This window comes from uncultured Roseobacter sp., assembly GCF_947493125.1.
GTDB lineage: Bacteria > Pseudomonadota > Alphaproteobacteria > Rhodobacterales > Rhodobacteraceae > Roseobacter.
Genome location: NZ_CANLQB010000004.1, coordinates 142,794 through 163,786, shown reverse-complemented (window position 1 = coordinate 163,786; position 20,993 = coordinate 142,794). Strand labels below are relative to the sequence as shown.

Annotated in this window: 19 protein-coding genes and 1 tRNA gene; 8 read left to right on the top strand and 12 right to left on the bottom strand. The window is 63.6% G+C overall.

Annotated features, from left to right (window positions below; all coding sequences use genetic code 11):
- Positions 1-16: 16 nt before the first annotated feature.
- Positions 17-577, top strand: a complete 561-nt coding sequence (gene ilvN, locus Q1A71_RS09950) for an acetolactate synthase small subunit (RefSeq protein ID WP_299674827.1) — start codon at positions 17-19, stop codon at positions 575-577.
- Between the two features lie 4 nt (positions 578-581).
- On the opposite strand, the gene Q1A71_RS09945 is transcribed toward ilvN, so the two are convergent.
- A complete protein-coding gene (locus Q1A71_RS09945; RefSeq protein WP_299674824.1) occupies positions 582-926 on the bottom strand; it encodes a hypothetical protein in 345 nt (114 codons plus the stop codon).
- A 234-nt stretch (positions 927-1,160) separates the two neighbouring features.
- Here Q1A71_RS09945 and Q1A71_RS09940 point away from each other — a divergent pair, with 234 nt between their 5' ends.
- From Q1A71_RS09940 to Q1A71_RS09930, 3 genes are all read left to right on the top strand, one after another.
- On the top strand, positions 1,161-1,958 hold the full coding sequence (locus Q1A71_RS09940; RefSeq protein WP_299674821.1) for a helix-turn-helix transcriptional regulator: 798 nt from the start codon (positions 1,161-1,163) through the stop codon (positions 1,956-1,958).
- Positions 1,959-2,057: 99 nt separating this feature from the next.
- A complete protein-coding gene (locus tag Q1A71_RS09935) occupies positions 2,058-3,209 on the top strand; it encodes an aromatic ring-hydroxylating dioxygenase subunit alpha (protein ID WP_299674818.1) in 1,152 nt (383 codons plus the stop codon).
- Positions 3,206-3,448, top strand: coding sequence for a hypothetical protein (locus Q1A71_RS09930; RefSeq protein ID WP_299674815.1), 243 nt, complete (start codon positions 3,206-3,208; stop codon positions 3,446-3,448). Before Q1A71_RS09935 ends, Q1A71_RS09930 begins: the two co-directional genes overlap by 4 nt.
- Here Q1A71_RS09930 and Q1A71_RS09925 read toward each other — a convergent pair.
- The 5 genes from Q1A71_RS09925 to Q1A71_RS09905 form a co-directional block, all read right to left on the bottom strand.
- On the bottom strand, positions 3,421-4,182 hold the full coding sequence (locus tag Q1A71_RS09925; protein ID WP_299675712.1) for a DUF2189 domain-containing protein: 762 nt from the start codon (positions 4,180-4,182) through the stop codon (positions 3,421-3,423). The two genes, Q1A71_RS09930 and Q1A71_RS09925, sit on opposite strands and share 28 nt — an antisense overlap.
- Before the next feature lie 92 nt (positions 4,183-4,274).
- Entirely contained in the window at positions 4,275-5,399 is a 1,125-nt protein-coding gene (gene prfB / locus Q1A71_RS09920) for a peptide chain release factor 2 (RefSeq protein WP_299674812.1), read from the bottom strand.
- An 80-nt stretch (positions 5,400-5,479) separates the two neighbouring features.
- Positions 5,480-8,035 (bottom strand): PBP1A family penicillin-binding protein, encoded by a 2,556-nt coding sequence (locus tag Q1A71_RS09915; protein WP_299675709.1) that lies wholly within the window; start codon positions 8,033-8,035, stop codon positions 5,480-5,482.
- 118 nt (positions 8,036-8,153) lie between these two features.
- Positions 8,154-9,371, bottom strand: a complete 1,218-nt coding sequence (locus tag Q1A71_RS09910) for an N-acetylmuramoyl-L-alanine amidase (RefSeq protein WP_299674809.1) — start codon at positions 9,369-9,371, stop codon at positions 8,154-8,156.
- A 65-nt stretch (positions 9,372-9,436) separates the two neighbouring features.
- Entirely contained in the window at positions 9,437-10,579 is a 1,143-nt protein-coding gene (locus Q1A71_RS09905) for an aminotransferase class I/II-fold pyridoxal phosphate-dependent enzyme (protein WP_299674806.1), read from the bottom strand.
- Positions 10,580-10,602: 23 nt separating this feature from the next.
- Here Q1A71_RS09905 and Q1A71_RS09900 point away from each other — a divergent pair, with 23 nt between their 5' ends.
- On the top strand, positions 10,603-11,937 hold the full coding sequence (locus Q1A71_RS09900; protein WP_299674801.1) for a M48 family metalloprotease: 1,335 nt from the start codon (positions 10,603-10,605) through the stop codon (positions 11,935-11,937).
- Between the two features lies 1 nt (position 11,938).
- Positions 11,939-12,682 (top strand): DsbA family protein, encoded by a 744-nt coding sequence (locus Q1A71_RS09895; RefSeq protein WP_299674798.1) that lies wholly within the window; start codon positions 11,939-11,941, stop codon positions 12,680-12,682.
- A 21-nt stretch (positions 12,683-12,703) separates the two neighbouring features.
- On the opposite strand, the gene ispG is transcribed toward Q1A71_RS09895, so the two are convergent.
- The 3 genes from ispG to hemA all read right to left on the bottom strand — a co-directional run bounded on the left by ispG (position 12,704) and on the right by hemA (position 16,520).
- Positions 12,704-13,834: a flavodoxin-dependent (E)-4-hydroxy-3-methylbut-2-enyl-diphosphate synthase gene (gene ispG, locus Q1A71_RS09890; protein WP_299674796.1), complete on the bottom strand. Its 1,131-nt coding sequence runs from the start codon at positions 13,832-13,834 to the stop codon at positions 12,704-12,706.
- 88 nt (positions 13,835-13,922) lie between these two features.
- Complete coding sequence (locus tag Q1A71_RS09885) at positions 13,923-15,167, bottom strand: helix-turn-helix domain-containing protein (RefSeq protein WP_299674793.1); 1,245 nt, start codon at positions 15,165-15,167, stop codon at positions 13,923-13,925.
- A 129-nt stretch (positions 15,168-15,296) separates the two neighbouring features.
- Positions 15,297-16,520 carry a 5-aminolevulinate synthase gene (gene hemA, locus Q1A71_RS09880; protein WP_299674790.1) on the bottom strand — a complete coding sequence of 408 codons (1,224 nt, stop codon included), beginning with the start codon at positions 16,518-16,520 and terminating at the stop codon, positions 15,297-15,299.
- Positions 16,521-16,745: 225 nt separating this feature from the next.
- Between hemA and Q1A71_RS09875 the strand changes: the two genes are divergently transcribed.
- Both Q1A71_RS09875 and Q1A71_RS09870 read left to right on the top strand, forming a co-directional pair.
- Positions 16,746-18,116: a M20/M25/M40 family metallo-hydrolase gene (locus Q1A71_RS09875; protein ID WP_299674787.1), complete on the top strand. Its 1,371-nt coding sequence runs from the start codon at positions 16,746-16,748 to the stop codon at positions 18,114-18,116.
- Between the two features lie 76 nt (positions 18,117-18,192).
- Positions 18,193-19,041 (top strand): alpha/beta hydrolase, encoded by an 849-nt coding sequence (locus Q1A71_RS09870; protein ID WP_299675704.1) that lies wholly within the window; start codon positions 18,193-18,195, stop codon positions 19,039-19,041.
- Positions 19,042-19,097: 56 nt separating this feature from the next.
- Here Q1A71_RS09870 and Q1A71_RS09865 read toward each other — a convergent pair.
- The 3 genes from Q1A71_RS09865 to Q1A71_RS09855 form a co-directional block, all read right to left on the bottom strand.
- Positions 19,098-19,174, bottom strand: a tRNA-Asp gene (locus Q1A71_RS09865).
- A gap of 125 nt (positions 19,175-19,299) precedes the next feature.
- Positions 19,300-20,019 carry an SGNH/GDSL hydrolase family protein gene (locus tag Q1A71_RS09860; RefSeq protein ID WP_299674784.1) on the bottom strand — a complete coding sequence of 240 codons (720 nt, stop codon included), beginning with the start codon at positions 20,017-20,019 and terminating at the stop codon, positions 19,300-19,302.
- Between the two features lie 9 nt (positions 20,020-20,028).
- The gene (locus Q1A71_RS09855; protein ID WP_299674782.1) at positions 20,029-20,967 is read right to left on the bottom strand and encodes a pirin family protein; all 939 of its coding nucleotides are present in this window, start codon (positions 20,965-20,967) and stop codon (positions 20,029-20,031) included.
- Positions 20,968-20,993 lie beyond the last annotated feature (26 nt).

Sequence of the window (20,993 nt, the reverse complement as noted above, 5' to 3'; positions counted from 1 at the left end):
ACACTGGAACCTGCCGATGTCCCCCCTAAAGATCAAAAAAGGCTCCACCAGCCACTCCGCCTACAACCTGCGGCCCACCTTCTCGGATGTCGTAGAGCGGCACACGCTGGCGGTGCTGGTCGAGAACGAACCGGGCGTCCTGGCCCGCGTGATCGGGCTTTTTTCTGGCCGCGGGTACAACATCGACAGCCTGACCGTCGCGGAAGTGGATCACACCGGGCACCTCAGCCGCATCACCATCGTGACCTCCGGCACGCCGCAGGTGATCGAACAGATCAAGGCGCAGCTGGGGCGGATCGTTTCAGTGCATGACGTGCATGACCTGACCGTCGAGGGGGCCAGCGTGGAGCGGGAGCTCGCGATGTTCAAGGTTGTGGGGCAAGGCGACAAGCGGGTCGAGGCACTGCGACTGGCCGACATCTTCCGCGCCAGCGTGGTGGACAGCACGCTTGAGAGCTTCGTTTTCGAGATCACCGGTGCGCCCGACAAGATCGACGCCTTTGCCGACCTGATGCGCCCGCTCGGTCTGACGGATGTGGCGCGGACGGGTGTGGCCGCACTCTCCCGGGGCGAATAGAGCGTCAGGCTTCGGAGACCTGCAACGGCTCCGCCACAACGCGCCCTGCCCGCGGCTCGAACGGGATGATCTTCGCCGTGCACGCCGACGTCGCGACGTCTGAGACGCTTTGACGCAACGCATCCGGCAGGCCCGCCCCGGCCTGCTCAAGCACCAGACGCGGGTTGTGGGCCCGCCGCATGGACGCCTGCACTTCCATATCGAATTGCACCACATCCCCCGCATCGAAAAACGCGTCCGATTGCAAAAGCTCGTCTGCCGAGTTCAAAAATGCCAAATCCCCTTGATCTTCGCACCAAATCACCGCTTTGCGGTCCGATGCGTCGCTCCATAGAACAACGCCAATCATGTCACATCCAATCCTTCTGCCTGCACTATATTGGTACCAAGAAGTTAACGTCACAGCACCTCATAAAATGAGCACCGTACGCTTGGAATTTGTGTCGCCCTGAACTAAGCTTGACACAAATACGAACTGGGACTGACGCTAACTAGCATCAAATCGGCAATTCAACCTGAAAGAGCTAGGGCCGATGGCGCACAGACGCATATGCTGGCCGATAGACAACCCTGAAGGAGACGCATGTCTTTGACCGCCAGATCACCGGCGCAGTTACGCAGCATGTTCGGCTCCAACCTCCGCCGACTGGCGGCAGATTACGCCTCCATCTCGGCCCTGGCCCGTGATCTCGGGATCAACCGGACGCAATTCAACCGCTACCTCAGCGGCGAAAGCTTTCCGCGCCCGGATGTCCTGGCCCGGATCTGCGAGTTCTTCTCCGTCGATGCCCGCGTCTTGCTGGAGCCCGTGGATCAGATCGGGCCAAGCTCGGGCCCTATCTCCAGCAAGTATCTGCGCGACTTCATGGGCCCGACGGTGCATCCGGTCTCCGAAGAGGATCTGCCCAGCGGATTTTATCAATTCGCCCGCCGCAGTTTCGTGCGCAACGATCAATACGTGCGGGGGCTCGTGCTGATCAAGCGCGATGGAGACAACACCTTCCTGCGCGGCTTCGAGCCCAAGATCGCGATGGCGATGCAGGGCATTCCGGCTGATGCGCGGGCGCGGGAATACCGGGGCTTCATCATGCATATCGAGGACGGTTTCGCAGCGACGGTCGCACGCCGGAATGCCATGACCGCCTCATTCAACTACCTCAGCCGCGTGACCTCCTTTCAGAACAACTTCTGGGTGGGCTATGTGGCGCGGACGGTCCGCGAAAGCTCGTCCAGCACGCGGATGACGCGGCTTGTCTACGAATACATCGGCAACAGCCCCGAGCGCGTCCTGCCCTGCGCCCGCAAGGCGGGGTTCTGCCAGTTGGACGACCTGATGCCCTTCCATCAGCGGCTGCTGCAGCCCAGCGACCCCTTCAGATAGCGCGTCTCGCAGTGTCGCCGAGAGATAACTCGGGTCGCTTTGAGCCGCGCCCGTGCGGCTCCGTCGTCTATCCTTTCTGCACACAGCAGGAGAGTTGCCATGGCCCCCATGCCCACCGATCTGTCGAAGGTGCGCTGCCCGATTTCCCAAGCCAACGGGCTGCCGAATGCGCATTACACCGATCCCGCCGTGTTCGACGAGGAAAGAGAGGCGCTGCTCTTCGACGGCTGGTCCGGCCTCGCCGTTGCCGCGGACGTGCCCGAGATCGGCGATGCGGTTCCCCTGAGCTTCCTGGGTATGCCGCTGCTCCTGATCCGCGACCGGCAGGGCCAGGTGCGGGTCTTCCAGAACATCTGCCGTCATCGCGGTATGATTCTGGTGTCCGAGCCGCGCAAGATCGACGGCGCCATTCGCTGTCCCTATCACAGCTGGTGCTACGCCACGGATGGCCGTCTGGTCAGCACGCCTCATGTGGGCGGCCCGGGCCACAATCACCACGAAGGGATCGACCGCGCGCTGCTCGGGCTGATCGAGGTGCGCAGCCACATCTGGATGGGGGTCGTCTGGATCAATATCTCCGGCACCGCCCCCGCCTTTGAGGACGCCAATGCCGATCTGCTCGCCCGCTGGGCTGAATTCGACAAACCGCTCTATCACGGCAGCGGCTTTACGCTGGAGGTCAACTGCAACTGGAAACTCGCCGTCGAGAATTATTGCGAGAGCTATCACCTGCCCTGGGTGCACCCGGGACTGAACAGCTACTCCCGCCTTGAGGATCATTACCACATCGAGCAGGAGGATGCGTTTTCCGGCCAGGGCACGTTGGTCTACCGCCAGATCAAGGGCCCCGCAGGTGAGGTCTTTCCCGACTTCGACGGGTTAAGCGATAAATGGGACACCGCAGCAGAGTACATCACCGCCTTTCCCAATGTGCTCCTCGGCGTGCACCGCGACCATACCTTTGCGATCATCCTCGAACCCCAGAGTATGGACCGAACCCGGGAGCATGTGCATATTTTCTATGCCGTGCCGGACACCGATGCCGCGTTGGGGGCGCAAAACGCCGCCCAGTGGAAAGAGGTGTTCATCGAGGACATCTTCGTGGTCGAAGGCATGCAGCGAGGGCGCCACGCCGTTTCCTTTGATGGCGGGCGATTCTCGCCGGCAATGGACGGACCGACGCATCTCTTCCACGCATGGGTTGCGGGGCGATTGACCCAACACCGGATGGCCGCCCAGGCCGCGGAATGAGCGATCTCGACGCGCGGCTGCTCGCAGCCCACGCGGCGGATGATCGTTCGGCGCTGATCGCGCTCTACGCGCAGGCCGCTGATGAAGCCGCCGAGGAGGATGCCCGCGCCTTCTACCTGACCCACGCCTATGTGTTCGCACTGGAAGCCGGATCTCCGCAGGCCGAGATCCTGCGCGACCGCCTGGTCGCACTTGGCCGCGAACCGCCCGCTCAGGCTGTGGTCGACAACTGTCGATAAAGATGCCAGGAGGCGTGCCCCAGCCAGGGCAGCACGAGCCACAACCCGAGAAATCCGGGGAGCAGCGCCGCAAAACTCAACACGGCGATCAGCGCGGCCCATGTCAGCATCACCGTTGGCGATTGCCGCACGACACCGATGCTGGTGATCATTGCCGTGATGAAGTCGATCTCGCGGTCGAGCAGCAAAGGCAGGCCGATGACCGACATCGCATAGATCAGCAGCGCAAACAGCCCGCCCACCACGGTGCCGAAGGCTAGCATGCTCAGCCCATTGAGCGTGAGGAACACCTCGTAAGAGGTTGAAATATTTGTCATCGTGCTGAGCCCGAGGAAGAGCGCAAAGATCATGTGGCCCAAAAAGAACCAGAACATGAAAATCACGACCATCATCGTGCAGAGCGACGGAAGTTGCCGCAGGCGCTGCTGCCAGATCACACCAAAGACCGCACCCGGCGGCACCGGCAGCCCGAGATCCAAGCGCCGCGATACCTCATAGAGGCCAACGGCTGCAAAGGGCCCCAGCAGAGGAAAGCCGATCGCGGCCAGCACCAGCCAGAACGTGTGACCGGTCACGGCGGTGATGGCCACCATGACCCAGCCTGCGATAATGTAAAAGCTGGCGAAGGTCAGCCCATAGAACGGATGGCGGCGAAAGTCCTGCGCTCCACGAACCAGTGCTGCTCTCAGGTCCTCGAACCGAGCGGCGCGCAGCTCCGGCGCGCCGACATTCATCTCGACGGTGGCATCTGATGCCATAGCGAATCCTCCCTCTCCTCTCACGCCCGATTATAGCATGACCGGAGGCCGTCGTGCCGTGATCAGGATCAGCCGCTCTGCGCCTCGGCCCGGGTCTTGCCAGAGACATCCAGCGCCAGCGTCGCCGCCATGAGCCCATCGAGATCACCGTCAAGCACGCCCTTCGTATCCGAGGTCTCGAAGTTCGTGCGCAGGTCCTTCACCATCTGGTAGGGCTGCAGCACGTAGGAGCGGATCTGGTTGCCCCAACCCGCATCTCCCTTGTTCTCATGCGCCTCATTGATCGCCGCGTTGCGCCGGTCCAGCTCCAGCTGATAGAGCCGTGATTTCAGCGCCTTCATCGCGATATCGCGGTTCTGGTGCTGCGACTTCTCGGAGCTGGTCACCACGATGCCGGTCGGGTGGTGGGTGATGCGCACGGCGGAATCGGTGGTGTTGACGTGCTGGCCACCTGCGCCGGACGACCGATAGGTGTCGATGCGGATGTCCGCCGGGTTCACCTCGATGTCGATATTGTCGTCCACCACCGGATAGACCCAGACCGACGTGAAGGACGTATGCCGTTTGGCCGCCGAATCGAAGGGCGAGATGCGCACCAACCGGTGCACGCCGCTTTCCGACTTGAGCCATCCATAGGCGTTCTGGCCGCTGATCTTGTACGTCGCGGATTTGATCCCCGCCTCATCGCCCGCGCTCTCGGCCTGTAGTTCAACCTTGTACCCCTTCTTCTCGGCCCAGCGGACATACATGCGCGCCAGCATCGAGGCCCAGTCGCAGCTTTCGGTCCCCCCCGCCCCGGCGTTCACCTCAAGGAAGGTGTCATTGCCATCGGCCTCGCCGTCGAGCAGCGCTTCCAGTTCCTTCTGCGCCGCCTTCTCTTCCAGCGCCTTCAGCGCAGCCTCCGCATCCGCGACGACCTCGTCGTCTTCCTCCATCTCGCCCAGCTCAATGAGCTCGATGTTGTCGGTCAGATCCTGTTTGATGCTCTCGTAGGTCTCCATCGCGTCGACCAGCGTCTGCCGCTCGCGCATCAGCTTCTGGGCCGCTTCCGGATCATCCCACAGGTTCGGGTCCTCGACCTTGGCATTGAATTCTTCGAGCCGGAACTGCGCTGTCTCCACATCCAGGCGCTGCGCCAGCAGCTCCAGCGACTTTTCGATCTTTTCAACGGTATTTTGTGCGTCAGCGCGCATGGGAAGAGCCTTCGACCAGATGTGTAGAGGAGGTGATAAACCAGCCCCCCGCCCGCAGCAAGGGAGCCCGGGCGCACGCGCTAATAAAGCCCGCCCGAACTCAGCGTGCCGAAATCCGCCTTGGGGCCAACCGTGGCCGTCTCTCCGGTCGAGGTCGTCACCTGCTCGGTCTGGCGCGCGCCCACCTCGGCGACCAGCGGCAGGTTCTGCCCCATGGCAAATCCGCCGTCATAGGTGATACCGAAGATCGGCTGCTCGCCCTCCCGGAAGTACTCTGCCACCACGGCCTCGCCAGTGGCATCGGGGCTCAAGCGCGCACCGGTAAAGCGGTCGATCTTGATGAACCGCCCGCCGGGCGGTACCGCGAATGGACCGCCGCCATACTTCTGCGTGGCTTCCTCCATGAAGGCCTGGAACACCGGGCCACACATGCTGCCGCCCGCGGCGCCGCGGCCCATGTTGCGGGGCTGGTCATAGCCGATGTAGCAGCCGGCCACGATATTGCTGGTGAAACCCACGAACCAAACATCCTTGGCGTCATTGGTAGTGCCGGTCTTGCCCGCCGTCGGCACCGGCAGGTTCACCGTGCGCGCCGCCGTGCCCCGATCCACCACGCCCCGCATCATCGAGGTGAGCTGATAGGCAGTGATCGGATCCATCACCTGTTCCCGGTTGGAAATCACCTTGGGCGCGAGGCCAGCGTCCAAACTGGCCAGCTCGCAGTCATAGCAGAGCCGGTCGTCGTGACGGTAGATCGTCTTGCCGTACCGGTCCTGCACCCGGTCCACCAGCGTCGGGCGCACCCGCTCGCCGCCGTTGGCAAACATCGCATAGGCGGCAACCATCTGGTACAGCGTCGTCTCCTCCGAGCCCAGCGAATTTGCGAGGAAGGTCCCCATGTTGTCATAGACGCCAAAGCGCTCCGCATAATCCGCCACCACATCCATGCCGATCTGCTGCGCCAGCCGGATCGTCATCAGGTTCCGCGATTTCTCAATGCCGGTCCGCAGAGGCGTGGGCCCGTAGAATTCGCGCGTTGAGTTGCGCGGGCGCCAAAGCCCTTGCGGTGTGTTCACCTCAATGGGTGCATCCACGACGATGGTCGCGGGCGAATAGCCGCTGTCGAGCGCGGCCGCATAGACAAAGGGTTTGAAACTGGAGCCCGGTTGCCGCTTGGCCTGCGTGGCCCGGTTGAAGACACTCGATTGGTACGAAAAGCCGCCCTGCATGGCGATCACGCGCCCGGTGTTCACGTCCATGGCGACAAAGCCGCCCTGCACCTCAGGCACCTGCCGCAGCGACCAGCGCACAAAGGTGCCGTCCTCATCCGAGGTGATCGCGCGCACATGCACCACGTCGCCAACCTCAAGCAGATCACCCACCACTTTTGCAGTGTTGCCGACCGTGCCGTCCTGGGACCGTTTGCGCGCCCAGGTCACATCCTGCGCGGCGATAAAATGGCCATCCTCGTCCTCGGTCACGCCTTCTATGCCGATCCGCGCGTCATTGCTACCGACCTCCAGCACAACCGCCGGATACCACGGCCCGTCCAGCTCAATGTCCCGCGCCATATCCGTTGCGGCCAGGGCTGCTCGCCAGCTTTCCTCGGTCTCCAGTTGCGCCGGGTCGATCTTCACCCGGGCCTCGCGCCAGATACCCCGCGCGCGGTCGTATCTCTCCAACTCCCGCCGCAGTGCCTCCGCCGCAATCGGCTGCATTTCCTGATCAATGGTCGCGCGCACGGTCAGGCCACCGGTGAAGAATTCACCCTCGCCGAAATCCTCCGTCAGCTGACGGCGGATCTCGTCGGTGAAGTAGTCGCGTGGAGGCAGCTCGGCCTTGAAGCTTTCAAAGTCCCCGTTCTGCACCGACCGCAGCGGCGCATTGAGCTCGGCCAGCAAGGTCTCCTGGCTGATATAGCCGTTCTCCATCATCTCCTTCAGCACGAAGTTGCGCCGCGCCAGCAGCCGCTCCTTCTGCCGCACCGGATGATAGTCGCTCGGCGCTTTCGGCAAGGACGCCAGGAACGCCGCCTCATGCGGCTCCAGATCGCTGAGCGGTTTGTTGAAATAGGTCTGGCTCGCCGCCGCCACGCCATAGGAGTTTTGGCCAAGGAAAATCTCGTTGAGATAGAGTTCGAGGATCTGCTCCTTCGTCAGCGTCTCCTCCAGCCGCGCAGCGAGGATAATCTCCTTGATCTTGCGTTCGGCGCGCCGGTCGCCCGACAGCAGGAAGTTCTTCATCACCTGCTGTGTGATGGTCGAGGCGCCGCGCACGTCCTGACCGCGCGACATCACAGCGTCATAGGCGGCCGCCGCGATCCCGCGCAGATCGTACCCTTCATGCTGATAGAAGTTCTTGTCTTCCGCCGAGATGAACGCCTGTTTCACCAGATCCGGGATCGTCTCGGCAGGCGCAAACAGCCGCCGTTCCTTTGCGAACTCGTCGATGATCTGGCCTTGGCCCGAGTAAATCCGGCTGATCGTAGGCGGCGCGTATTGCGCCAGCGACTCGTGGCTGGGCAGATCGCGCCCATACATCCAGAACACAGCCCCCACGGTCAGGGCCACCATGGCAATCGCCATCGTGACCATGGTGAAAATGCCACCGAAAAAGGAGAGGATAAACCGAAACACTGCCTGGATACGCCCGTTCTGAGATTTGTCTCTCACATATAGGGACTGCGCCAAGCGCCGTCAAAACACGAAACCTTACCGCGGCGGCTGAAACACGCCTGTGTGAACGGCGGCACAGCTATTGCCGGACCAGCGGACGTCTCGCTTCATCGGCATCCCGCCACGCCAGGATCGCGCGCACCATGCCGCCCGCCATCCCTGCCCGCCAGGTGGGATCGCGCAGATTATCCAGATCCCGCGCGCTCGACAGAAACCCGACCTCGACCAGCACGGAGGGAATATCCGCGGACTTCAGCACCGAAAACCCCGCATAGCGCAACGGGCGCCGGTTCATCGGCCCGCCCGCCGCCGCAAGCCCGTCAACGATGGCCTGCGCCAGCGCCTTGGAGCGCGGCTCCGTCTCCTGCCGTGCGAGATCCAGCAGCACGCTGGCCACCTGATCATCCGAACCCGTCAGATCGGTACCTGCGATGATGTCGGCGCGGTTGTGGCGCGCAGCCAGATGTGCGGTCGCCGTATCGCTCGCCTCATCCGACAGCGTATAGACGGTGGCGCCCTGCGCCCCCCCTTCGCTGAGCGCATCCGCATGCAGAGATACGAAAAGATCGGCGCCCGCATGATGGGCAATCGCCACGCGACCTTCCAGCGAAACGAACATATCGCTCTCGCGGGTCAGCACCACATCCATGTCACCGGCGCGCAACAGCGCGTCCCGCAGCTCCCGCGCAAACGTCAGCATCAGCTCCTTTTCGTTGACGTTCTCCCGCTCCGCGCCCGGATCGACACCGCCATGGCCAGGGTCGAGCACCACGACAAAACGCTCGTCCAACAGTGGCGCGGGGACCTCCTGCACCACCGGATCAGGCCAAAGCGCATCTTCAGGTGCGCCCGCCTGCGCCGCAAAGACCTCCGGCGAAGCCGCAACAAGCGCCATCCGCAACACGGCCCGACCGGTGGCCTCATCGACGGTCATGCCGATATCCTCGGGCACGAAGGGCCCGTCCAGATCCCCGACCAGCCGCGACCAGCCTGGGCGGAAACTGCCGAACCGCACGTCCGACAGCGGCCCACCGTCGCGCAGCAGGTCAGCGGCCTGCACGCCGGACCAGTCCACCTCCCGAAAATCAATGACCAGCCGCGGTGGCGCATCGAGCGTGAAAACCCGGAACGGCACGCCCTGGCTGAGATGCAGCGCCAGCGCCTCCGGGCCAAACAACTCCGCCGTCAAGCCGCTGCTGCCGGGATCGACCCGGGCAATCGCCGAGAGATCCTGCGCCATCGCACAGGTCACGCCAAACAGCGCACCGGCTGCCAGGGAAAGAAACTGTCTGATCATGGGCTGCTCTGCCACATCGGTTTTGCCACAGTCTATCAAAGCGGGTACGGGGTGTGAAACCCTGATCAGCGTCGGTTCATGAATTCCTTGAGCCGCGCCAGCCCTTCTTCGATATCCGCCGTGCTGCGGGCATAGGAGAAGCGCAGGGTGCGCCCACCCCGCGCCTGATCAAAGTCCAGCCCCGGAGTGACGGACACGCCCGCCTGTTCCAGGATCTCAGCCGCAAACGCCCGGCTGTCCTGTGTCAGATCCGAAACATCGGCATAGACATAGAAGGCTCCGTCCGGCGGCGCGATCTTGGTGAACCCGGCCTCCGGCAGGCCCGTCAGCATCAGGGCCCGGTTGGCGCGATAGACATCCAGGTTGCTTTGCAGTTCCTCCTCCGCATCCATCGCCGCCAGCGCGGCGATCTGGCTCGCATGCGGCGCGCAGATGAACATGTTCTGCGCAATGCGCTCGACAATCCGAACATGATCTTCCGGAACCACCATCCAGCCCACGCGCCAGCCGGTCATCGAAAAATATTTGGAAAACGAGTTGATCACATAGGCCTCATTCGTGATCTGCAGCGCCGTGACCGCCTTCGCCTCATACTCAATGCCGTGATAGATCTCGTCCGAGACAAAGGACGCGCCCTCTGCGGCCGCCGCCTCGATCAGCGCGCGCAGCGCCGGCTCATCCAGCATGGTGCCCGTAGGATTGGCAGGCGACGCCACCAGCAGCCCGGCCAGATCGCGTCCCGCCAGATCCCCCGGCACAGGCTGATACCGGTTCTCGAAGGTGGTGGCGATATCCACGGGCTGCAGATCCATCGCGCGCAGGATCTGCCGATAGCTCGGGTAGCCCGGCGCGCCGATGCCCACGCGATCGCCGGTGTCGAACAGGGCTGTGAAACTGAGCAAGAACCCGCCGGACGACCCCGGCGTGATCACCACGCGGCTCGGATCCAGATCCACGTCATACCAGGCGCCATACATCCGGGCGATCCGCGCGCGCAATTCAGGCAGCCCCAGAGCGACGGTATATCCCATAGGGCCTGCCTGCATCGCCCGGCCAAGCGCCTCGGCCGCGGCCCGGGGGGCACCGGTGCCGGGCTGTCCCACCTCCATGTGGATCACGTGGCGGCCTGCATCCTCCAGTCGGCGCGCCGCCTCCATGACATCCATCACAATGAAGGGATCGACCTCAGACCGCCTTGAACTCCGCATGAAATCACTCCAGTCTTTTCATCATGGTCTTTCACCTCGTCTTCCGGCTGACGTCAATCCCGGCGCTGCTGATCTGGCTTCTGGCGGCCCCGCTGCAGGCGCAGGGTCTGCTGCGGGATGCCGATCTGGAATACGGGCTGAAGCAGCTCGCCGCCCCCCTTCTGAGCGCTGCGGGGCTCAACCCGTCGCGGGTGAAGGTGCTGGTGGTGAACGACAGCTCGCTCAATGCCTTCGTGGTCAGCAATGACGCGATTTTCCTGCACTACGGGCTGATCAACCAGATGACCTCCGCACCCATGCTGCAGGCCGTGATCGCTCATGAAGCGGCGCATATCGCCAACGGCCATATCACCCGGCGGATGACCAATCTCTCCAGCGCCCGGACCGCCTCGGGCCTCGGGATCGCCCTGGCGGTGGCTGCGGCTGCGGCTGGCGCGGGCAGTGCGGCGGGCGGCATCGCGCTCGGCACCCAGACTTCGGCGCAGGCGCGCTTTTTCAAACACACCCGCGCCGAGGAAGCGGCCGCCGACCAATCCGGCATCCGCTACATGAAAGCCGCGGGGATAGACCCGCAGGGCATGGCGGATGTGCTCGACATCTTTCGCGGGCAGGAAGTTCTGGCCGAAACCCGCCAGGACCCGTACCTGCGCAGCCACCCGCTGTCACGAGACCGCTTTCGCGCGGTTGAGGGCTTTGTCGCCGCCTACGGCAACACGGGTGAGCCCAATGCCGACGCCGCCTATTGGTTCGCGCGGGTCAAGGGCAAGCTGAGCGCCTATACCCGATCCCCCAAATGGACGCTCCGGCGCCTCAAGGAAACGCCCTACGCCGATGTGCGGCTGCTACGCGAGGCGATTGCAGAGCACCGTCAATCGCGGACCAAGCAAGCGCTGCGCGCCATCGACGCCGCCATCGCGCAGCGCCCCAACGACCCTTTCCTGCACGACCAGCGCGGCCAGATCCTGCTGGAGACGCGGAACTTCCAGGCCGCAGCCGCAGCCTATGGCCGGGCCGTGCAACTGGCTCCGAATGACGCGCTGGTGCTGTCGGGCTATGGCGGTGCGCTGCTGGCAGCCGGCGATATCAACCGCGCCCGCCAGGTCCTCGAAAAGGCCCGGACCATTGATTTCCGCGATGGCTCCATGCTGCGCGACCTGTCAGTGGCCTACGCCAAATCCGGCCAGACTGGCATGGCCGCGCTGGTCACCGCCGAACGCTATGCCCTCACCGGACGTCTGGATGACGCCGGTATTCATGCAAAACGCGCCGTGGGCCTGCTGCCCACCGGCAGCGGCTCTTGGCAACGCGCACAGGATGTGCTGATTGCATCCGAACGCGCCGCAAAACGGAGAAGATAGAATGCTCACCCGCCTGACCCTGCCCGCGCTGCTGGCGCTCGCTCTGCCGGCCTCCGCTCTCGACCTGCAGAGCATGACGGAGGAGGAACGCGACCTCTTCCGTTCCGAGGTGCGCTCCTATCTGATGGACAACCCCGAGGTCATCATGGAAGCGGTCCAGGCGCTGGAAGCGCGCCAGGCCGAAGCACAGGCGCAGGCCGATCTGACGCTGGTCTCCGATCACGCAGAGGCCATCTTCGACGACGGGTTCTCCTTCGTCGGCGGCAATCCGGAGGGCGACATCACGTTGGTGGAGTTCATGGACTACCGCTGCGGCTTCTGCAAACGCGCCTATGGCGAAGTTGAGAAGCTGTTGGAAAGCGACGGCAATATCCGCTTTATCGTGAAGGAGTTTCCGATCCTGGGCGAGCAATCCCTGCTGGCATCCCGATTTGCCATCGCGACGCGGCAGCTGGAAGGCGATGACGCCTACAAAGCACTTCACGATGCGCTCATGGAATTCAACGGCGACATCACCCTGCCCGCGCTGCGCCGCCTCTCGGACACCTACGGGCTCGATGCCGAGGCCATCGAAGCGCGCATGGACGATGAAAGCGTGACCGAGGAAATCCGCAAGACCCGCGCCCTGGCCCAGCAGCTGCAAATCACCGGCACACCCACCTTCGTGATGCACGACGAAATGCTGCGCGGCTTCCTGCCCTATGATCAGATGAAGGAACTAGTCGCGGAGAAACGCGAACTCTGAAGCGCCCGCCAGCAGCGCGGCTTATTCAGCCGCACTTGCCACGCGGGCTTCGGCGTCCAGCTCCGCAGCCTTGCGCTCGACCTGCTCGACGATATGGTCGATCATCGCGTCATTGTTGAGCTTGTGGCTCTGCTTGCCTGCCAGATAGACCATGCCTGATCCCGCCCCGCCGCCGGTAAAGCCCACATCCGTCATCAGCGCTTCGCCCGGGCCGTTCACGACACAGCCGATGATGCTCAGGCTCATCGGCGTCTTGATGTGCTCCAGCCGTTTTTCGAGCTTCTCGACCGTCTTGATCACGTCGAAGCCCTGGCGCGCACAACTTGGGCAGCTGATGATGTTCACGCCACGGTGGCGCAGCCCGAGGGATTTCAGGATCTCATAGCCGACTTTGACCTCTTCCACCGGATCCGCGGAAAGGCTGACCCGGATGGTGTCACCGATGCCCATCCAGAGAAGATTGCCAAGGCCAATGGCCGATTTGATTGTACCAGAGGTCAGCCCGCCCGCCTCGGTGATGCCGAGGTGAATCGGGGCATCGGTGGCTTCGGCGAGTTGCTGATAAGCAGCGGCGGCCATGAACACATCGGACGCCTTGCAGCTGATCTTGAACTCGTGAAAATCGTTGTCCTGCAGGATCTTGATATGATCAAGACCGGATTCGACCATGGCATCGGGACAGGGCTCGCCGTATTTGTCGAGCAGATGTTTCTCCAGGCTGCCCGCGTTCACGCCGATCCGGATCGAGCAGTTGTGGTCGCGCGCGGCCTTGATGACCTCCTTCACCCGCGTTTCATCGCCGATGTTACCGGGGTTGATCCGCAGACAGGCGGCACCCGCCTCGGCCGCTTCGATGCCCCGTTTGTAGTGGAAGTGAATGTCGGCCACGATGGGGACCAAAACCTCCGGCACAATCTCCCGCAGCGCCTTGGAGGAGGCCGCATCAGGCACCGAGACGCGAACGATATCGGCGCCGGCGTCCGCTGCGGCCTGCACCTGCGCGATGGTGGCCTTCACATCCGTGGTCAGCGTGTTGGTCATGGTCTGAACGGTGATCGGAGCATCGCCTCCGACCGGCACCTGCCCCACCATGATCTGACGCGATGTGCGGCGGTAGATGTTGCGCCAGGGGCGCACATGGTTCAACGACATCAGGCTGTCCTTTGCCAAACACTCATGTCTATGAAAGTAGACAGTCCCGCAGCCAGTCGCAATGCCCGGTTTTTCGGGCGGTCAGCAGTTACTCTGCCGCCGGTCCGGCGGGTGTCTGCAATTCCACCACAGTGGTCGCCAGGGCCTCGTCGGCAGCAAGATCCGCGATGGTATAGCGTGCCTTCAGCGTCTCGACATCCAACGGCAGCTTGGAGGTGATCGTGCCCGTTTCGCCAACAGGGCCGTAATACTCTCCGCTCAAGGCAAAGTAGATCGCACCGCTTTCGCCCGTCCGCAGGGTGGGCGGTGCTTCGGACACGGGGGCATCCCAGGTTTCGCCGGGCTCCATGATCGTCTCGAAAATTACGGTGCCATCCGCGGCGCTGACCCGTACCCAAGAGGGCCGCACGGCAACCATCCGCAGGGCTGGCCCCACGTCTTCGACCACCTGAGGCACCGGTGCAGGTGACGCTTCAAGCGCTGCGGCCACATCTGCATCCAGGGCCGCCGCAAGGCTGAGACGCTGCGGTGCAGCCTCTTGCTCAACGGGCAGATGGGCAAAATTGCCGATGGAGCTGGGATCAATGGTGGAAATTGGCGCGTCTCGCGCAACCAGAACCGGCACGTCCAGCGCTTGCGGGCGATAGAGCCGGTCCAGCGCCTCGGCCCGCGGCTGATCGGTCACCCCTGGCGCGGCGGGCGCCGTCGGGTCAGGCGCCGCGGCCAGAACACCATCCAATGGATCGAGATCGGAGAGGACAATCGGCGTCTGCTCGACCGGCGCGACCTGCACCCTTTGCACCTCCTGAAGTACGGAATAGCCGCCAAAACCAATCGCCCCGATCAGCGCCAGCAGCACAAGCGAGGAGCCGATGGCACTGGGCTCGATGCCAGAGAAAAACCCCTCCCGGCTGGGCAAAAACGGCGTGCCGGGCCGGTTGAAGATGTCGCCGTCAAGCGACCGGGATGCGACGGCATCGCGGCCCGGCTTTTTGACCACCGATGCCTTGGATGACATGCCGTGCGCGACCGCAAACCCACTTTCGGCGCAGAAGGTCTCGAACGCCTCGTCCGGGTTCATCCCGAGGTAGCGCGCGTAGGAGCGCACATAGCCTGCGATAAATCCAGGAGTATCGAACGCATCGGGATCGCAATTTTCGATCGCGGCGATGTAGGCCGCCTTGATCCGCAACTCCCGCTGCACGTCAAGCAGAGATTTGCCCATGGTAGCGCGCTCGCCGCGCATGACATCGCCCAGGCGCAACTCAAAGTCGTCGAACCCCTTGCGTTCAACTTCTTCCTCAACACTCTTGGAGTGCTTGCGCCCAATCATAGGTCTGCCCCGTTTTCCCCGTGCCTGCCTAACACTGCGCCAGGCTGTGAATCGTCCCCACGATTCGTACCTGACCTCTTGTTTATGTTAGGTTAACACAAGACAACTGCAAATTCACCCGGGGGGATGCTACCCAACGTCTTCGGCACGATTTAGCGCACAATGCGACCACAGCGCATCCATCGCGTGAACCAGCGCGTCGATCTCCTTGGGGCCGTGCACAGGCGACGGGGTGAAGCGCAAACGCTCGGTTCCACGGGGCACGGTGGGGTAGTTGATCGGCTGCACGTAGATGCCGTGATCCTCCAGCAGCATGTCGCTGAGCATCTTGGTATGCACCGGATCGCCAACCATCACGGGCACGATATGGCTGCCGTGGTCGATGATCGGCAGGCCCAATCCCTTCAGCCTCAGCTTCAGAATTTTCGCCTGCGTCTGATGCTGCTCCCGAAGGTCAGGGGCACGCTTCAGGAACGCCACAGAGGCCGCTGCTCCGGCCGCCACGGCCGGCGGCAGCGAGGTGGTGAAGATGAAGCCCGGCGCGTAAGACCTTATAGCGTCGCACATTTTCTCCGACGCCGCGATATACCCCCCCATGACACCAAAGGCCTTGGCCAGCGTCCCGTTGATGATATCCAGCCGGCGCAACAACCGGTCCCGCTCCGCTACACCGGCACCACGGGGGCCGTACATGCCGACCGCATGAACCTCATCAATGTACGTCAGCGCGCCGAACTCATCGGCCAGATCGCAGATCGCCTCGATAGGACCAAAATCGCCATCCATGGAGTAGATCGACTCGAAGGCGATGACCTTCGGCGCCGCCGGATCATCGGCGGCAAGCAGTTCCCGCAGGTGCTCGATATCGTTATGCCGGAAGATGCGCTTGGCGCCGCCGTTGCGGCGCACCCCTTCGATCATCGAGGCGTGGTTCAGCGCGTCGGAATAAATGATTAAACCTGGAAACAGTTTTGGCAGGGTCGACAGGGTCGCATCGTTGGCGATGTAGGCGGACGTGAACAGCAGCGCGGCATCCTTGCCGTGGAGATCGGCCAGCTCGGCTTCGAGTCGCTTGTGATAGACTGTCGTACCGGAGATATTCCGCGTCCCGCCAGACCCGGCCCCGGTCGCATCCAGCGCCTCGTGCATCGCTTCCAGCACCACCGGATGCTGCCCCATGCCGAGGTAGTCGTTGCCGCACCAGACGGTGACATTCTGGCTGCTGCCGTCCGGACGGGTGCGTGTGGCGTGAGGGAAATGACCATTGTGGCGCTCGATATCGATGAATGTCCGATAGCGACCTTCATCGTGCAGACGGGCAATCGCCTGATCCAGCTTGTCGTCGTAGCTCACCCGGTCTCTCCTTCGTACGATCCCGGGCCGTGCAACGCCTTTGGAATCTTTCTAAGCTTGAATATAGGCCCCACGCTTGAGGTTCAATAACCTTAGGGTGCGCACCATGTCGCAGCTTTGACATACATCAATTGGTCTTATGCGTGTGTGAACGGCTTCACACCGTTCTCGCTTGCCCCTGCCGGCGCCACTGGTACGGTTTGTCAAAATCACAGGAGCTTGCCCATGTCCCTCGACGCTGTCCTCTCCCGCATCGACACCGATCTGCCCGCCGCGATGGATCGGCTCATGGCGCTTCTGCGCATCCCGTCGATCTCGACCGACCCGGCCTACAAGGCCGACTGTGACCGCGCCGCCGATTGGTTGGTGGAGGATCTCAACAGCCTCGGCATCGCAACTGAAAAACGCGAGACGCCTGGTCATCCGATGGTCGTCGGGCATCTGGAGGGCGACGGCCCGCATTTGCTGTTTTACGGCCACTACGACGTGCAGCCGGTCGATCCGCTCGAGCTCTGGGACAACGACCCCTTCGATCCGCGCGTGGAGCAGACACCGAAGGGCGAGGTGATCCGCGGGCGAGGCTCCTCCGACGACAAGGGTCAACTGATGACCTTCATCGAGGCCTGCCGTGCCTGGAAGGCAGTGCACGGCACCCTGCCCTGCAAGCTCACGTTTTTCCTTGAAGGTGAGGAAGAAAGCGGCTCGCCCTCGCTGGTGCCCTTCATGCAAGAGAACGCCGCAGAGCTCACATCCGACCTCGCACTGATCTGCGACACCGGGCTCTTCGAAAGCAAGACCCCCGCCATCGTGACCATGCTGCGCGGGCTTCTGGGCGAAGAGCTCACCATCAAGGGGCCGGACATCGACCTGCACTCCGGCATGTATGGCGGGGTTGCGATCAACCCCATTCGGGTGCTGGCGCGTATCCTCGCGTCGCTGCACGACGATCAGGGGCGGATCACCGTGCCCGGGTTCTACGACGGCGTGCCCGAGCTGCCCGACGAAATTGAGGCCCAATGGCAGGGACTGGCCTTTGATCATGCGGCCTTTCTGGGCGACGTCGGGCTTTCGCACCCCGCAGGCGAGCAGGACCGCACACCGCTCGAAATGGTCTGGTCGCGCCCCACCTGCGAGGTGAACGGTATCTGGGGCGGTTACACCGGTGACGGGTTCAAGACGGTGCTGCCCGCAGAGGCCCATGCAAAGATCAGCTTCCGCCTCGTCGGCACGCAGAACCCGCTAGCGATCCGGGAGAGCTTCCGCCAGCTGGTGCGCGACATGCTGCCCGAAGACTGCGAGGTGACGTTCAAGGACCATGGCGCGGGCGCGGCGTCCATGACGGAAACCAGCGATCCCAGCTTTGAAGCCGCGCGCAAAGCGCTCAGCGAGGAATGGCAGGTGCCCGCGGCCTATGTGGGCTGCGGCGGGTCCATTCCGATCGCCGGGCACTTTCAGGACATCCTCGGCACGACGCCGATGCTGATCGGATTTGGCAAGGACGATGACGCGCTGCATTCGCCCAACGAGAAATACGACGTCGAGAGCTTTCACAAGGGCATACGCAGCTGGGCGCGCATCCTCGCGGCGCTGACGTGAGGCAGGGGTGGCCTGAAGCCCACCCTACCTGCCTGCTCGGAGGGTGGTGCCCGTGACGGACTGGGCGGATCCGCTCATGGCGGAGGTCAACGGCCAGCGCATCTGCTACCGAATGTGTGGCAGCGGGCCCCCGCTCCTACTGCTGCATGGCTTTCCGCAGACCCATATGATGTGGCACGCGGTTGCCCCCGGGCTTGCGCAACAGTTCACCGTGATCACCCCCGATTTGCGTGGCTATGGCGCCAGCAGCAAACCGGAGGGCACGGAGGCCTACAGCTTCCGGCATATGGCGGCGGATCAGGTCGCGCTGATGCAGCACCTCGGGTTTGCGCGATTTCATTTAGCCGGTCACGACCGCGGCGGGCGCGTGGCGCACCGGCTGACGCTGGACGCGCCCGACCGCGTCCACAGCCTCACCGTCATGGACATCGTGCCGACGCATCTGTTTCTGGACCAGCTCTCCCGCCAGGTCGCCACCGCCTATTATCACTGGTTCTTTCTGGCCCAGCCCTACCCTTTCCCCGAAACCATGATCGCCCACGACCCGGACGCCTATTTTGAAAGCTGCCTGCTCGGCTGGGGCGCGGCCAGGCTGTCGGACTTTGCTCCGGAGGCATTGGAGGCCTATCGCACGGCGTGGCGTGATCCGGACGCGATCCGGGGGATGTGTGCCGACTACCGCGCCGCCATCCACCATGACTTCGACCTCGACGCCGGCGACCTCGACCGTCGTGTCACCTGCCCTGCGCTGGTCCTCTATGGCGCCGACGGCGCGATGGCGCAGGCCTACGATGTGCCCGCCACCTGGGAAGACCGCCTGAGTGACATGCGCCACGCAGCCATCCCCGGCGGTCATTTCTTCGTGGATCAATCGCCCGGCGAAACCACCGCCGCCCTGCGCCGGTTTCTGTCCGACATCCGCTGAGACACCAGGGCCCCGGAATGCAAAAAGGGACCAGAAGGTCCCTTTCGAAGCAGCGGTGGCGCGGTTGACGGGGCTCGAACCCGCGACCCCCGGCGTGACAGGCCGGTACTCTAACCAACTGAGCTACAACCGCCCACTGCACGCACGGTACATGCCCGCGCGTTGGGACCTCTTAGGCGGGCGCATCAGGCGCGTCAAGCGGGTACCGTGCCGACTGCGCGAATTTTTTGCCAAAGCCCTCGCTCATCGGCCACGCGCTCAGAGCGGCATCGCGCGCAGGTCATCGAGAATGACCTGCCCCGCAAACGCGCCCCAGCCGCGATAGATCTCCGGGCCCGGATGAAACCCGTCGGCGGCCATCAACGCCGGGTCGAGCCCCCAGTCCGGCGCGATCAGGCGCAGATCCTCTGTGGCCGCGGCCATCTCCTCCAGCGTGCTGCGCAGCCGCGCCGCATGATGGCCAAGCACTCCGTTCAACGGACGCGGCAAGGCGCGAAAATACTCGAGCGGTGGCACGGTGGTCGCATAGATCCGCCGGACCTTGAAGACGGCGCGCAAAAGATCATGCACCGCGGCTGTCTGCGCGCGCCAGCGCGCGGGACCGATCAACCGCGTGGTGTCATTCACGCCCAGAGCTGTCACGGCGATGTCAAAGGGCCTGGGCGCGGTCTGCCCCAGGACCTGATGGAGCCTGCCCGTGGTCCACCCCGTCCGCGCGATCAGATGCCAGGATACGCGGTGCTCCACGGCGATGGCCCGCACCAGATGACCACTCAACGCCGCCTGCTGCGTCGCCACACCCACACCAGCGGCGGAAGAATCGCCCAGGACCAGCAGGCGCAGCTCCGGTCCCTGACCAGCCACACCTTCGCGTGGGCCCGCGGCCTCGGGCAGACGCGGCGTCCGCCGAACCACCTGCAGCGCCTGCACACCCAGAACCGGCGCCAGGGCCAGCTGCTGCAGCCGCGGCCAGATCACGGGCGCGCCCTAGCGGTCGGGCAGCGGGATGAACTCGTCATCATCACCCGGTGGCAGCTGGAACCGCCCATGCGCCCAATCGCCGGCACGCCAGGCCTCCTTGGCCGCGTCGATGCGATCCTTCGAAGAGGCCACGAAATTCCACCAGATGTGCCTCGGACCCTCAAGCGTCGCGCCGCCGAGCAGCATCAGCCGCGCGCCCTCCTCGCCCGCCGTCAGGGTGATCCGATCACCGGGACGAAACACCATCATCTGACCGGATTCGAAAGTATCGCCCGCGACAGTGATCGCGCCCGAGACCACATAGACACCCCGGTCCTCATGATCGTCGGGCAAGGGAATGCGCGCACCGGGCTGCAACACCGCATCCGCGTAAAACGTCTCGGAATAGACCTTCACGGGCGCGGTCTCGCCATAAGCCGTGCCGAGGATCAACCGCACCTCCTTGCCCTCTCCCTCAAGGAACGGCAGCGTGTCCTTCGGCGCATGTTCGAACGCCGCCGCCTCATCCTCGGCCGCCTCGGGCAAGGCCACCCAGGTCTGGATGCCAAAGAGGTCATGCGGACGCTTGCGGATCTCGCCATCCGTGCGCTCCGAATGGGTGATCCCGTGCCCTGCCACCATCCAGTTCACCGCACCGGGCTCGATCCACTGATCGGTCCCCAGACTGTCGCGGTGGTGGATCTTTCCCTTGTAGAGATAGGTCACCGTCGCCAGCCCGATATGCGGGTGCGGGCGCACGTCAATGCCCTTTCCGGTGACGAACTCCGCCGGCCCCATCTGATCAAAGAAAATGAACGGCCCGACCATCTGCCGCTTCGGCGCCGGCAGGGCCCGGCGTACCTCAAACCCGCCCAGATCGCGCGCCCGCGGCACGATGACCGTCTCGATCGCGTCAACCATATCGCCGGTGGGGCAATCGGGATCCAGGGCCGGGTTCCAACTCATCGGGCGTCCTCCTCAAGCTCTCGTTC